This window comes from Halopseudomonas nanhaiensis, from assembly GCF_020025155.1.
In the GTDB taxonomy this organism is placed as follows: domain Bacteria; phylum Pseudomonadota; class Gammaproteobacteria; order Pseudomonadales; family Pseudomonadaceae; genus Halopseudomonas; species Halopseudomonas nanhaiensis.
The window spans coordinates 442,197-455,438 of the sequence record NZ_CP073751.1 but is presented as its reverse complement, the minus strand read 5'-3'; the positions used below and the strand labels follow the sequence as shown (position 1 = coordinate 455,438).

12 protein-coding genes and 1 pseudogene are annotated in these 13,242 nt (G+C 62.0%); 5 read left to right on the top strand and 8 right to left on the bottom strand.

Annotation, left to right across the window (positions count from 1 at the left end):
* Positions 1 to 18: 18 nt before the first annotated feature.
* From KEM63_RS02050 to KEM63_RS02035, 4 genes and pseudogenes are all read left to right on the top strand, one after another.
* Complete coding sequence (locus KEM63_RS02050; RefSeq protein WP_223654533.1) at positions 19 to 786, top strand: substrate-binding periplasmic protein; 768 nt, start codon at positions 19 to 21, stop codon at positions 784 to 786.
* Between the two features lie 121 nt (positions 787 to 907).
* Positions 908 to 2,141: pseudogene (locus tag KEM63_RS02045) on the top strand (DEAD/DEAH box helicase); the annotation flags it as partial.
* A gap of 415 nt (positions 2,142 to 2,556) precedes the next feature.
* Positions 2,557 to 3,174: a DUF3617 domain-containing protein gene (locus KEM63_RS02040; RefSeq protein ID WP_223654531.1), complete on the top strand. Its 618-nt coding sequence runs from the start codon at positions 2,557 to 2,559 to the stop codon at positions 3,172 to 3,174.
* A 90-nt stretch (positions 3,175 to 3,264) separates the two neighbouring features.
* On the top strand, positions 3,265 to 4,056 hold the full coding sequence (locus KEM63_RS02035) for a universal stress protein (RefSeq protein WP_223654529.1): 792 nt from the start codon (positions 3,265 to 3,267) through the stop codon (positions 4,054 to 4,056).
* A gap of 58 nt (positions 4,057 to 4,114) precedes the next feature.
* On the opposite strand, the gene KEM63_RS02030 is transcribed toward KEM63_RS02035, so the two are convergent.
* Together KEM63_RS02030 and KEM63_RS02025 are read right to left on the bottom strand one after the other, a co-directional pair.
* Positions 4,115 to 5,299, bottom strand: a complete 1,185-nt coding sequence (locus KEM63_RS02030) for a CaiB/BaiF CoA transferase family protein (RefSeq protein WP_223654527.1) — start codon at positions 5,297 to 5,299, stop codon at positions 4,115 to 4,117.
* Between the two features lie 413 nt (positions 5,300 to 5,712).
* Positions 5,713 to 6,897 (bottom strand): acyl-CoA dehydrogenase, encoded by a 1,185-nt coding sequence (locus KEM63_RS02025; protein WP_223654525.1) that lies wholly within the window; start codon positions 6,895 to 6,897, stop codon positions 5,713 to 5,715.
* Between the two features lie 240 nt (positions 6,898 to 7,137).
* Between KEM63_RS02025 and KEM63_RS02020 the strand changes: the two genes are divergently transcribed.
* On the top strand, positions 7,138 to 8,043 hold the full coding sequence (locus KEM63_RS02020) for a LysR family transcriptional regulator (protein WP_223654523.1): 906 nt from the start codon (positions 7,138 to 7,140) through the stop codon (positions 8,041 to 8,043).
* 4 nt (positions 8,044 to 8,047) lie between these two features.
* Here the strand turns inward: KEM63_RS02020 and KEM63_RS02015 are convergent, their stop codons facing one another.
* The 6 genes from KEM63_RS02015 to trpE form a co-directional block, all read right to left on the bottom strand.
* Positions 8,048 to 8,623 carry a YceI family protein gene (locus KEM63_RS02015; protein ID WP_423747823.1) on the bottom strand — a complete coding sequence of 192 codons (576 nt, stop codon included), beginning with the start codon at positions 8,621 to 8,623 and terminating at the stop codon, positions 8,048 to 8,050.
* 1 nt (position 8,624) lies between these two features.
* Entirely contained in the window at positions 8,625 to 9,194 is a 570-nt protein-coding gene (locus KEM63_RS02010) for a cytochrome b (protein WP_228744802.1), read from the bottom strand.
* Positions 9,195 to 9,302: 108 nt separating this feature from the next.
* Positions 9,303 to 10,097, bottom strand: a complete 795-nt coding sequence (trpC, locus tag KEM63_RS02000) for an indole-3-glycerol phosphate synthase TrpC (RefSeq protein WP_223654519.1) — start codon at positions 10,095 to 10,097, stop codon at positions 9,303 to 9,305.
* Positions 10,094 to 11,140: an anthranilate phosphoribosyltransferase gene (gene trpD / locus KEM63_RS01995; RefSeq protein ID WP_223654517.1), complete on the bottom strand. Its 1,047-nt coding sequence runs from the start codon at positions 11,138 to 11,140 to the stop codon at positions 10,094 to 10,096. Before trpD ends, trpC begins: the two co-directional genes overlap by 4 nt.
* Positions 11,141 to 11,151: 11 nt before the next feature.
* Positions 11,152 to 11,751, bottom strand: a complete 600-nt coding sequence (locus tag KEM63_RS01990; protein WP_223654515.1) for an aminodeoxychorismate/anthranilate synthase component II — start codon at positions 11,749 to 11,751, stop codon at positions 11,152 to 11,154.
* Positions 11,752 to 11,761: 10 nt separating this feature from the next.
* Entirely contained in the window at positions 11,762 to 13,234 is a 1,473-nt protein-coding gene (gene trpE, locus KEM63_RS01985; RefSeq protein WP_223654512.1) for an anthranilate synthase component I, read from the bottom strand.
* Positions 13,235 to 13,242: the final 8 nt, after the last annotated feature.

Here is a 13,242-nt window from a genome sequence, read left to right as displayed (position 1 = left end):
CCGCTTACCGGAGCGCCGATGAACCTACGCGTCTGCCTCGCGACGCTTTGCCTGATCTTCAGCGCCGGCTCGGCGGCCGACCCCCTGCGGGTGGTCAGCGAGCCGTGGCCGCCGTACGTATTCGAGGAGAACGGACGCTATCTGGGTGTCGATCTGGAAATCGCCGAACACGTCTTGCGTGAGCTGGGCCACGAGGTGACCTGGGATTTGCTCCCCTGGAAGCGCGCTCTGCACACCGTCAAGACGGGTGGTGCGCATGCCATTCTCGATATCGTGCCGAGTGCCGAGCGGATCGAGGCGCTGCACTTCCCCGACGAGCACCTCTCCCGGAACGAGACCGTCCTGTTCTACCATCGGGACCGACCCCATCCATTCGACAGTCTTGCGGATCTTGCCGGCCTGACCATAGGCGTTTCGCCGGGCTACACCTACAGCAGCGCCGAGTTTACCGAGGCCTCGCATTTCGTCCGCGAGCCGGCACCGACGTTCGAGGCCAACCTGTTCAAACTGATGCGCGGTCGGATCGACATGGTTGCGATGGACCAGCGCGTCGGGCTCTATCTCGCCCAGCACCTGGGCATAGCCGATCAACTGGGCTATCACCCCACAGCCCTTAGCAGCGGCAAGCTGTATCTCGCCTTCCATCGCTCCGAATCGCTTTTCACGCTGGCCGAAGCATTTGGCCCCGCCTTGCGCGCTTTCAAACAGACGGCCGAATACACCGCCATACTTGAGCGCTACGGACAAAACGCGGTGCCTGGCGGGGTCGACACCTCCCCGCCCTGACCGCCGGGCCAGTGCATTCCTCGCACTTCTCGCCTTTCTGTTATACTCCGCCCTCTTCATCACAGGCCAACCGGGCTCAGGCTTCTCCTGACCGGGCATTGGCCATCACAGGGTTATCTGAATGTCCTTTGCTTCTCTCGGCCTGTCCGACGCGCTGGTGCGCGCCGTGGCAGCCACTGGCTATACCACTCCTACCCCCGTTCAGGCACAGGCCGTACCGGCCGTCCTGGAAGGTCGCGACCTGATGGTCGCCGCGCAGACCGGCACCGGCAAGACCGCTGGCTTCTCTCTGCCCATTCTGGAAAAACTGTTTCCCAACGGCCAGGCTGATGCGACCTATCGCCGCACTCCCAAGCAGATTCGCGTTCTGGTGCTGACACCCACCCGCGAACTCGCCGCACAGGTGCACGCCAGCATCCTGGCCTATGGCAAGGAACTCCCGCTGAAAAGCGCCTGCGTCTTTGGCGGCGTGGGCCCGAATCCGCAGATCCGCGCCATTGCACCGGGGCTGGATATTCTTGTGGCGTGCCCGGGTCGCCTGCTGGATCTGGTCGGCCAGCGTGCCGTCGACCTGTCGAAGGTTGAAACACTGGTGCTCGACGAAGCCGACCGCATGCTCGACATGGGCTTCATTCACGACGTGAAGAAGGTGATCGCGAAGCTGCCGACCAAACGTCAGAGCCTGCTGTTCTCGGCGACATTCTCCAAAGAGATCACCGAGCTGGCCAACCGTCTGCTCGACAATCCGGCGCGCATCGAAGTCACGCCGCCGAACACCACCGTCGAACGCATCGCGCAGAAGGTTTACCGCGTACCGTCCGGCCACAAGCGTGCGCTGGTGGCCCACCTGATTACCCAGGGTGCCTGGGAACAGGTTCTGGTGTTTACCCGCACCAAGCACGGCGCCAACCGCCTGGCCGAGTACCTCGACAAGAACGGCCTGTCTGCCGCTGCGATTCACGGCAACAAGAGCCAGAATGCCCGCACCAAGGCCCTGGCCGACTTCAAGGCAAACGAGCTTCGCGTACTGGTGGCTACCGATATCGCCGCGCGCGGCCTGGACATCGATCAGCTGCCGCACGTGGTCAACTTCGAGCTGCCGAACGTGTCGGAAGACTACGTGCACCGCATCGGTCGTACCGGCCGTGCGGGCCGCAGCGGCGAAGCGGTGTCGCTGGTCAGCCCGGACGAGGAAAAGCTGCTCAAGGCTATCGAACGCATGACCCGCCAGCGCATTGACGAAGGCACGCTCGACGGCTTCGAAGCGCCGGCGCAAGCCGAGCTGAACAGCGATCGTCCGGAGCGCCCGCGAGGCGCCCAGCCCAGCGGCCGCGGTCAGCGCAACGGGAGCGCCAATGCCAACAGCAAAGGCGCAACGGGCGGCCAGAACACAGCCCGCGGCAATCAGCCCCGTCCGGCGCGCAACCGCAGCGAGCCACGGGCAGCCCGCCCGGCGAACGAGCCCTTCGATCGTGTAGCTGAAGAGCGCCGCTTGCAGGCCAACGGCAACAAGGCCGCGCCTGCCAGCACGCCACGTCCCAATGGCCGCTCCAACAACCGGCCACAGCGGGAAAAACCAGCACTGTTCAGCCCACGCTGATCCCCCAGAAAGCCCGGCTCCTGCCGGGCTTTTTCACACTCGCGGGCGTTTGATGCAGCGCACCGGCACCTTTACCCGTGGCAACGGTCTCAGAGGCAATCCGGCCGGTATTCTTCTCGGGACATTCGCTCCCAATGCAGCGGCCTCCTTTCGTCTATGGAGTAGTCGTCATGCCTCGCTATCTGGTATCCGTTTCTGCGGCTGTCACCGCCATCGTTGCTGTACACGTCAATGCCGAATCCATTCGACCGCAGCCCGAGCCGGGTCTGTGGCGTAGTGAAGCGCGCACGTTGATCAATGGTCAGGATCTGATGGCACAGATGCGCGCCGCCCAACAGCAGGCGCTCGAGGGGCTTCCCGCGGAGCAGCGCGCGCAGATGCAGTCGATGCTGGAGAGTCAGGGCGACCCTGGCGTGCAGACCGAATGCATCACCGCGGACCAGGCGGCAAAGATGGCCGACCCCGAAGCCATACTCGCCGAAGCCCGCGAGCAGATGCAGAACTGCGAGATAGAGATTGATCAGGCCAGCGACTCAACGCTGAGCTTTACCGGGCGTTGCGAAGGCAACGAGGGCTTCACTGGAGATATGCAGGGAGAGCTGACCATGGTCAGCTCACGAGAAATGCGCTCGCGGTTCACCGGCAAGGGCGTCTACGAGATGGACGTGGGCGACATGCCGCCGGGGCAGCCGGGGATGGACGGCGGTCCGGTGGAGATCCAGCACAGCGAGACGACCCGCTGGGTTGCCGCGGAATGCGGCGCCGTGCCACCCGTCTCCAGCCGCTGAGCCATAGCGAAGCCCCGGCACGTTGAATTTCATAGCGGCCGGGCAGTCACTGTAGGTATACCTTCTGCCGCAAGACAAAGGAGCCTACCCATGCTCACGCACTGCATACTCAGCGTCGACTACTCGGACGAGTGGGACAAGATCTACGATCATCTACCCCACCTGATCGACCTGTTGGGCATCGAACGACTGACGCTGGTCTACGCTGTCGAGCCGCAGAATCGTCGGCGGCTCGAAGATGACGACGTGGCCATTGACGGCCGGCTACGCCGGCTCGGCGATGACATCTCCGGCAAGCTCGGTGTATCGGTCGCCAGCGACGTGCGCCACGGTTTCCCGGCTTCCGAACTGTCCGCTGCCGCGAGGAAGCATGGCGCAGACGCGATCATCGCCCTGAACCGCAGTCACTCTGCAGGTCGCGCCGCGTTGTTCGGCAACTCCGTCATGCACCTGGTACGCGTCGCCCGAGTGCCGGTGCTGGTCATTCCCTACGACGGCGAACCCAGCCAGCCAAATGCGCCGATCATGCTCGCCAGTGACGGATCCGATGCTTCGCGCAACGCCCAACGCCATTTCGAGCAGCTCGCTCAGAATGCGACCGCCAGCAAGGTGGTATGGGTGAAGGATGACCATGCCGGCGAGGCCGAAGACGAGCGCATGCAGCCCTTTCTGGACGACATGCAGCGCCGCTTCACCAACCTGGAGTCGAAACGGATGTCCGGCGACCCGGCGGACAAGATCAGCTCCTACGCCGACCATGAAGGGGTGGCACTGCTGATCATCGGCAAACGTGGTAATACGCCGATTGCTGAACTGTTGGTCGGCAGCACCGCAGAAGCCGTGGCGCGCACCAGCCATCGTCCGGTGTTGCTGGTACCCTGACGACCCTTCAGCGCCGCAAGCGTCTCGGTTGCTCAGCAAGCCAACGGCACCGATCAGCCTACCGCTGCCGAAGCCAGTCATCCGGCACTTCGGCAGCGTGCTCGTCGAGCAGAGGCGGTGGTCGTCGATAGCTGACCGGAGTACGGGACAACTTGATCGGACTGGCCACCAGCGGCATCTGCCCGGCTTTGCAATGGTCCATCTGAATCAACAATTCGCGGTGTCTGACCTGCGGATCTTCGAATACATCACGCAATGTATTGATCGGTCCGCAAGGCACCCCCGCCTCCTCCAGCGCGGTTATCCATTCAGCCGTGCTGCGAAACACCGTGACCTGACGAATGAGCGGAATCAACTCGGCACGATGAGTCACGCGCGCAGCGTTTGTAGCAAAACGCGGGTCGTCCAGCCATGCTCCACGGTCGGCAACCTGGCAGAAGCGACGGAACTGGGCATCGTTGCCAACGGTGAGGATGAAATCACCATCCGCTGTCGGAAAGTCCTGATAAGGCACGATGTTCGGATGCGCATTGCCCATCCGTCCGGGCGGCTGCCCGGTGGTGAGATAATTCATCGCCTGATTGGCGAGGCAGGCGACCTGGACGTCGAGCAGTGCCAGATCGATATACTGACCCTCCCCACTGCGCTCGCGCTCGGCCAGCGCCGCGAGGATGGCATTGCTCGCATACAGTCCCGTAAGGATGTCGGTGACCGCCACGCCGACCTTGACCGGGCCGGCGCCGGCCTCGTCATCCGCACGCCCGGTGATGCTCATCAATCCACCCAGCGCCTGAATCATGAAGTCATAGCCGGCACGCTGCGCGTATGGGCCGTCCTGACCAAAGCCGGTGATGGAGCAGTAGATAAGGAGCGGGTTGAGTTCGCGCAGCGATGCATAATCGAGCCCGTACGCCGCTAGCCCGCCCACCTTGAAGTTCTCGATCAGCACATCGGCCTGCGCCGCCAGCTCTCGGACCCGTTGCTGTCCGTCAGATTGGGTGATGTCGATCGCGACAGAGCGCTTGTTACGGTTGGCTGAGAGAAAGTATGCGGCCTCGGAGGTGTCCTTGCCCTCTTCGTCCCTAAGATAAGGCGGCCCCCAGGACCGAGTGTCATCACCGGCGCCCGGACGCTCCACCTTGACTACATCTGCTCCAAGATCGCCAAGCAACTGGCCGGCCCAGGGGCCGGCGAGAACGCGAGACATGTCGAGAACTTTGAGGCCTTCTAGTGCGGTAGTCATATGACCCTCCATCAAGCTTCGTAACCGCAGTTAGGTTTCCGGCCAGGCAGCTCCGAAGTATCGCGAAGGTATCGACCTGCCTCGGTCTGGACCGTCGGCGCCCAGGACGGGCGCCGCCGAGCTTACAGGGACGTACTTGCAGCGTGTCCAGCACCGGGGTAGGCCGATACCGCCAGCTCACGCCACGACCCAAACCCACCCAGCTTTGGGTCTAGGAAGCAGAGAGATCCGAAGCGGTCAGGACAGACACGCCGTGAACCCATCCCTGGGGGCTCGAAGGTGCCCGTCCAGGGCGCCTACGGTCTGACCTGACCGCTTCGAATCCTCACCCAGCAGCGCATGCTCTGGACCTTCTTAAAAGCAAAACGGGCTGGTGGTTGCCCAGCCAGCCCGCACACCGATCCGGACGAACTTTAGAAAAACGCCTGCAGACCAGTTTGAGCACGACCCAGGATCAAAGCATGCACGTCGTGGGTACCTTCGTAGGTGTTGACCACCTCCAGGTTCACCACATGACGGATCACGCCGTACTCATCGGAAATACCGTTGCCACCGAGCATGTCCCGCGCGACGCGGGCAATGTCCAGCGCCTTGCCGCAGGAGTTGCGCTTCATGATCGAGGTGATTTCGACCGCTGCGGTGCCCTCGTCCTTCATGCGACCCAAACGCAGGCAGCCCTGCAGTGCCATGGTGATCTCGGTCTGCATGTCGGCGAGTTTCTTCTGTACCAGCTGGGTCTGCGCCAGCGGACGGCCGAACTGCATGCGGTCCATGGTGTACTGACGCGCGGTGTGCCAGCAAAATTCAGCTGCGCCCAGCGCGCCCCAGGAGATACCGTAGCGAGCGGAATTCAGGCAGGTGAAGGGGCCTTTGAGACCAGTCACGCCCGGCATGAGGTTTTCCTCCGGAACGAATACGTCTTCCATGACGATCTCGCCGGTGATGGATGTACGCAGGCCGACCTTGCCCTTGATCGCCGGAGCGCTGAGACCTTCCCAGCCCTTCTCCAGGATGAAGCCGCGAATCACGTCGTCTTCGGTCTTGGCCCAAACCACGAACACGTCGGCGATGGGGCTGTTGGTGATCCACATCTTCGCGCCTTTCAGGCGATAGCCGCCGTCGACCTTGCGCGCGCGGGTGACCATCGAGCCCGGATCGGAGCCATGGTTTGGCTCGGTCAGACCGAAACAGCCGATGAACTCGCCACTGGCCAGCTTGGGCAGGTACTTCTGCTTCTGCTCTTCCGAGCCGAATTCGTTGATCGGCACCATGACCAGCGAAGACTGCACGCTCATCATCGAACGGTAACCGGAATCGACGCGCTCGACTTCACGGGCAATCAGGCCATAGCAGACGTAGTTCAGACCGCTTCCGCCGTATTGCTCGGGGATCGTCGCGCCGAGCAGACCCAGCTCACCCATCTCGCGGAAGATTTCGGCGTCGGTCTGCTCGTTGCGGAACGAGTTGAGCACCCGCGGCATGAGCTTTTCCTGGCAGTAGCTGGCAGCAGAATCGCGCACCATGCGTTCTTCTTCGGTCAGCTGCTGGTCCAGCAACAGCGGATCGGTCCAGTTGAAACTTGCTTTGGATGAGGCCATGGGAACTCCATTGTGTTTGTAGGTCGCCGAAGCGGCGTCTTGAGTGGGATTAAGACTAGTCGGCGGATGGCTAGGCGACAACCGCGTTTTTTTGCGGCTATTGTGCTAATTTGGAACTCCGATACCGCAGCGGCAAGCTTCAAGCTTCAAGCTGAATCGAAGCAAAGACGAGCTCACAGCATGTACACGCGGCTTACAGCTTGTCGCTACCCGCTTGCCGCTGCTCCGGAGGAGCCCCCCATGCGCCGCAAGATCCCCCCGACACAGGCCTTGATCTGCTTTGAGTCTTCAGCACGCCATGAGAGCTTTACCAAGGCCGCAGAAGAGTTATCGCTGACGCAGAGTGCGGTCTGTCGCCAGATTGCCAATCTGGAAGAGTTTCTCGACGTTCAATTGTTCCGACGTACACGGCGTGGCGTAAAGCTGACCGAGGCTGGGCAGACCTATAGCCGACGGGTGGCCAGCCGGCTCGACGCAGTCGAGCGCGATACGCTGTCGGTCATGGGCAATCAGGGCACGGCAACGCTGGAATTGGCGTTGGTGCCCACCTTCGGCACCCAGTGGCTCTTGCCCCGGCTGAGCGGCTTTCTCAAGGCCAATCCGCAGATCACCATCAACCTGACCAACCGCACTCGGCCGTTTCTCTTTGCCGATACCGAATTCGATGCCGCCATCTATTTCGGTGACGGCGACTGGTCGGGGACCGAGGCGCATTTTCTGATGAAGGAATCGCCGGTTCCGGTCTGCAGCCCCGCGCTGATCGCACCCCGCCGCGAGCTGAAACCCGACGAAATCGCCAGGTTGCCATTGCTGCAGCAGACCACGCGACCCTATGCCTGGCGGCAATGGTTCGGCTCACTGGATATGCGGGTCGAGCACGACTTGAATGGAACGCGATTGGAGTTGTTTTCGATGCTTGCACAAGCGGCGACGCATGGAATGGGGGTGGCGCTGATACCGCCGTTTTTGATTCGCAGGGAGCTCGAGAGCGGTCAGTTGATCAATCCCTGCGCGCACAGTTTCGAAAGTGATAACGCGTACTATCTGATGATCCCGGAACGCAAGGCCGAGTCGGCTGCCCTGCTGGTGTTCCGCGACTGGCTGATCGCCGAAGCCGAGGCGTACCTCGACTCCGACAGCCGTTAGCAGCTTACTGGCGAATGCCTTCGACAGACAGCATCAGCTCAACTTCCTGGGAAGCCGGTCCCAGGTCCTTGGTGATGCCGAAGTCCTTGAGCTTGAGCGTAGTGCTGCCCTCGAAGCCGGCGCGGTAGCCGCCCCACGGATCTTCACCCTCGCCGAGAAACTTGGCTTCGAGCACGACCGGCTTGGTCACGCCGTTGAGCGTCAGGTCACCAGTGATGTTCGCGGTTTCGTCGCCGGTCATTTCCACCTTGGTAGATTTGAAGGTAGCCTGCGGATGCTCGTCTGCGCTGAGGAAGTCATCGCTGCGCAGGTGCTTGTCGCGCTCGGCATGGTTGGAATCGACACTGGCAGTCTGAATGGTGACTTGCACGTCGCTCTCGGCCGGCTTGTCTGCGTCCCAGCTGAAGGTGCCGTCGAAATCGTTGAACCGGCCGTAGAGCCAGCTGTAGCCGAGATGACTGATCTTGAAGTTGATGAAGGCGTGCTGGCCTTCCTTGTCGATCACGTAGTCAGCCGCTTGCAGCGAGCCAGACAGCGCCAGCAAACCACCCAATGCCATACCAGCGAACATTTTCTTCATTTCAGTTCTCCTTGCGGTTGCGAAGCCGCATGCCAAGCATGCGGCGCAGTGTGTCGTCTCGATCAATAAAATGATGCTTTAGCGCTCCAAGCGCGTGCAGGGCCGCCAGACCCAGCACGCCCATGGCGAGCCAATAGTGAACTGCACCGGCCCGGTCAGCCTGCTGCGGGATGGTCGTGATCAGCGCCGGCAGTTCAAACCAGCCGAATACGCTGACCGGCTGGCCCTTGGCCGTTGAGATGAGATAGCCACTTGTCAGGATGGCGAACAGCAACAGGTAGAGTAGCGTATGCACAGCACCGGCGAGTCGGACTTCCCAACCCTTGTGATTGGGCAGCCGTGCCGGCTGCCGATTGGCTGCCCGCCAAAGCAGACGCAGTACCAGGATGCCTGCAAGGGTGACGCCTACGCTCTTGTGCCAGAAGGGCGCGCTGCGGTAGTACGCGCTGTAGTAGCCGAGATCGACCATCCACAGGCCGAGTATGGCCAGGCCCACGACGCTGACAGCCACCAGCCAGTGGAGTATTACCGCGACCGCGCCGTAGCGCTCGGAACTGTTGCGTACCTGCATCGAGCCTGTCCAGAAGAATGACAGCTGCGATTCTTGCATCGACGCTGCAACCGGAAAAGCGCAAAAACCGGTTAGCAGCTATCAGCTTTTTCGATAGGTGGATGGCGCTCAGTGAAATAGTCGGCGCAGCTCGGTGCCCGGCTCCACAGCCCGCATGAAGGCCTCGCCCACCAGAAAACCGTAGACCTCGTGGGCAAGCATCAAATCGACATCGGCGCGGTTGAGAATGCCGCTCTCCGTCACCAGCAGGCGATCGGCCGGCACACGCGGCAACAGTTCGAGCGTGGTATCCAGCGTGACGTCGAAGGTATGCAGGTTGCGGTTGTTGATGCCGATCAGGCGGGTGTCCAGACGCAAGGCGCGTTGCAGCTCGTCACCATCATGCACCTCGACCAGTACGTCCAGCCCCTGCTCGGCCGCAACGCTGGCCAGCTCGGCCATCTGGCCGTCCTCCAGCGCGGAGACGATCAGCAAAATGCAGTCTGCCGCCATCGCGCGGGCTTCGACAACCTGATAAGGGTCGACCAGAAAATCCTTGCGTATCACCGGCAGGCTGCAGGCAGCCCTGGCCTGACGGAGAAAATCATCATGACCCTGAAAAAAGTCGACATCGGTCAATACCGACAGGCAGGCCGCACCGCCCTTCTCGTAACTGACAGCGATGTCGGAGGGGACGAAATGCTCGCGCAGTACACCCTTGCTCGGCGAGGCTTTCTTGATCTCGGCGATGACCGCCGGCTTGCGCGCCGCCGCGCGAGCCTGCAGCGCATTGGCGAAACCGCGCACCGGTTCCGCCGCGGCGGCCAGAGCTTCGAGGTCGGACAGACTCACCTGAGCACGGCGCTCGGCTACTTCTTCGAACTTGCGGGCAATGATGTTCTGCAGAATCGTCGGCACGCTCACTGGCTGGCCTCCTCGCGAAAGACGTCGGTAAAGGCCACCAGTTCGCTGAGCTTCTCGCGTGCAAGGCCAGAAAACAGCGCGTCCGAAGCAAGCTCCACGCCTTGCTTGAGCGTCGTCGCCTGGTCGGCAGCGTAGAGGGCTGCGCCCGCATTGAGGATAATCATATCGGCGGCTTTTTCGCCGGCCTCGGTTGCGCGCTTGCCCAATGCATCGCGGATGAGCGCCAGCGAGGCTGCGGGATCGGCCACTTCGAGCCCGATCAGGCTGCGGCTTTTGATACCCAGATCCTCGGGTGTAACGCTGTATTCGGTAATCTCGCCGTTCTTCAACTCGGCGATGTGACTGCTGGTAGCCAGGCTCATCTCATCGAGCCCGTCCTTGGCATGCACGATCAACACATGCCTGCTGCCCAGCCGGCGCAGCACTTCGGCCATGGGTCGGCACAGCTTCTCGCTGAAAACGCCGATCACCTGATGCTCGACGCCAGCCGGATTGGTCATCGGCCCGAGCATGTTGAACAGCGTACGCAAGCCCAGCTCGCGGCGTGGCCCGACCGCATGCTTCATTGCCCCATGGTGCGCCGGTGCAAACATGAAGCCGACACCCACCGCCTCGACACAACGGCCGACCTGCTCAGGCGTGAGGTTGAGATTGACGCCGGCTGCTTCGAGCAGATCGGCGCTGCCGCTTTTGCCCGACACCGCGCGGTTGCCATGTTTGGCGACCCGCCCGCCTGCGGCCGCGACGACCAGCGCCGCAGCGGTCGACACGTTGAAGATGTTGGCGCCGTCACCCCCGGTACCGCAGGTGTCGACAAGCCGATCGACACCGATCTCGACCCGAGACGCCAGCTCGCGCATGACCATCGCAGCACCGGTGATTTCATCGATGCTCTCACTCTTCATGCGCAGTGCCACCAGGAAGCCACCGATCTGCGCATCGGTACACTGGCCGGTCATGATCTGGCGCATGACATCCTGCATTTCATCGGTGGTCAGGTCGATATGCTCGACCACGCGTGCGAGTGCGGTCCTGATATCCATATGCATGCTCCTTAGCTGCGGCGTAGCCCGCCTTCCTGTTTAAGGAAGTTGGCCAGCAGTTCATGACCCTGCTCGGTGAGGATCGACTCGGGGTGAAATTGCACACCCTCGATCATGTACTCGCGGTGGCGAAGCCCCATGATCTCGTCAGGTTCACCGTCTTCTCGCTGAGTCCAGGCGGTGACTTCCAGGCAATCAGGCAGTGTTTCCTGACGCACGACCAGCGAGTGGTAGCGGGTTACGGTCAGCGGGTCCGGCAGATCCTCGAACACGCCCTGGTGGTGGTGATGGACCGGGCTGGTCTTGCCATGCATCACCTGCCGGGCGCGGACGACTTCACCGCCAAAGGCCTGGCCAATACTCTGGTGACCCAGGCAAACACCCAGTATCGGCAGTTTGCCGGCGAAGTGCTTGAGTACCGGCACGGAGACCCCGGCCTCGTTCGGCGTGCAGGGACCGGGAGAAATGACGATACGCTCGGGTTGCAGTGCCTCGATTTGTTCGAGCGTCATTTCGTCGTTTCGAATGACCTTTACCTCTGCGCCCAGCTCGCCCAGGTACTGCACCACGTTGTAGGTGAAGGAATCGTAGTTGTCGATCATCAGCAGCATGTTGCTCTCCTCAGCCCAGACCCTGTTCAGCCATGGTTACCGCGCGGAAGACCGCACGCCCCTTGTTCAGGGTTTCCTCCCACTCGCTGAGCGGGACGGAATCGGCCACCACGCCGGCGCCGGCCTGAATGTGCAGCGTCTGATCCTTGATCACCGCGGTTCGGATGGCGATGGCCGTATCCATGTTGCCGTTCCAGCCCAGATACCCCACCGCCCCGCCATAGACACCGCGCTTGACCGGTTCGATCTCGTCGATGATTTCCATCGCGCGGATCTTCGGCGCGCCGGACAGCGTCCCAGCCGGAAAGGTGGCGCGCAGAACGTCCATCGCGGTCAAGCCCTTGCGCAGCGTTGCCTCGACATTGGAGACGATGTGCATAACGTGCGAATAACGCTCGACCACCATCTTGTCGGTGAGCTTGACGGTGCCGATCTCGGCGACCCGTCCGGCATCATTGCGGCCGAGATCGATCAGCATCAGATGCTCGGCAATCTCCTTGGGATCGGCCAACAGCTCCTGCTCCAATGCCAGATCCTCTTCCTTCGTGCGGCCGCGCTTGCGAGTTCCGGCGATCGGCCGAACCGTGACCACGCCGTCTTCCAGACGCGCGAGAATCTCGGGCGACGAGCCCACCACGTGGTGGTCGTCCAGGTTCAGAAAGAACATGTAGGGCGAGGGATTCAGACAGCGCAGCGCGCGATAGAGATCCAGCGGCGGCGCGGCATAGGGAACGCTCATGCGTTGGGCGAGCACCACCTGCATGACGTCGCCGTCGAGAATGTACTCCTTGATGCGCTCCACGCCAGCCTCGAAACCGGTCTGACCGAAGCCAGAGCGGAAGTCGTCCTCATGTACGTCGCGTGCGGCTGCAACCGGCGGACGCGGGATGCTCTCGCGCAGGCGGATGACCAGCGCATCCAGGCGCAGCTGGGCCTCTTCAAAGGCGCCATCGGCGTTCGGATCGGCATGGGTGATGAGCATCAGTTTGCCGGACAGATTGTCGAACACCAGCACATCGTCCGACACCATGAGCAGGATGTCGGGAGTACCCAGCATGTCCTGCGGTGCCTTTCCGGCGAGTCGCGGCTCGATGTAGCGCACCGTGTCGTATCCGAAGTAACCCACCAGCCCACCGGTAAAACGTGGCAGACCGGGCAGCTCGGCGACGCGGTAGCGTGTCTGAAACTGCTCTATGAAGGCCAGCGGATCGGCGCTCTCATGACGTTCGACCTCGACGCCGTCAGTGGTGACACTGATGGTTTTGCCGGTCACCCGCAGCAGCGTGCGGCAAGGCAGGCCGATGATCGAATACTGACCCCACTTCTCGCCACCCTGCACCGATTCGAGCAGGTAGGAATACGGCGCGTCGGCCAGCTTGAGGTAGGTGGACAGCGGCGTATCCAGGTCGGCCAGCACCTCGCGTACAACAGGTACACGGTTGCAGTCCTGGTCGGCCAGGCGAAGGAATTCGTCTTGGGTCATGATCAGCC

Excerpts from the sequence above, each read along its gene's own strand:
- KEM63_RS02050 (WP_223654533.1), top strand. The coding sequence starts at position 19 with ATGAACCTACGCGTCTGCCTCGCGACGCTTTGCCTGATCTTCAGCGCC.
- KEM63_RS02040 (WP_223654531.1), top strand. The coding sequence starts at position 2,557 with ATGCCTCGCTATCTGGTATCCGTTTCTGCGGCTGTCACCGCCATCGTT.
- KEM63_RS02035 (WP_223654529.1), top strand. The coding sequence starts at position 3,265 with ATGCTCACGCACTGCATACTCAGCGTCGACTACTCGGACGAGTGGGAC.
- KEM63_RS02030 (WP_223654527.1), bottom strand. The coding sequence starts at position 5,299 with ATGACTACCGCACTAGAAGGCCTCAAAGTTCTCGACATGTCTCGCGTT.
- KEM63_RS02025 (WP_223654525.1), bottom strand. The coding sequence starts at position 6,897 with ATGGCCTCATCCAAAGCAAGTTTCAACTGGACCGATCCGCTGTTGCTG.
- KEM63_RS02020 (WP_223654523.1), top strand. The coding sequence starts at position 7,138 with ATGCGCCGCAAGATCCCCCCGACACAGGCCTTGATCTGCTTTGAGTCT.
- KEM63_RS02015 (WP_423747823.1), bottom strand. The coding sequence starts at position 8,623 with ATGAAGAAAATGTTCGCTGGTATGGCATTGGGTGGTTTGCTGGCGCTG.
- KEM63_RS02010 (WP_228744802.1), bottom strand. The coding sequence starts at position 9,194 with ATGCAGGTACGCAACAGTTCCGAGCGCTACGGCGCGGTCGCGGTAATA.
- trpD (WP_223654517.1), bottom strand. The coding sequence starts at position 11,140 with ATGGATATCAGGACCGCACTCGCACGCGTGGTCGAGCATATCGACCTG.
- KEM63_RS01990 (WP_223654515.1), bottom strand. The coding sequence starts at position 11,751 with ATGCTGCTGATGATCGACAACTACGATTCCTTCACCTACAACGTGGTG.
- trpE (WP_223654512.1), bottom strand. The coding sequence starts at position 13,234 with ATGACCCAAGACGAATTCCTTCGCCTGGCCGACCAGGACTGCAACCGT.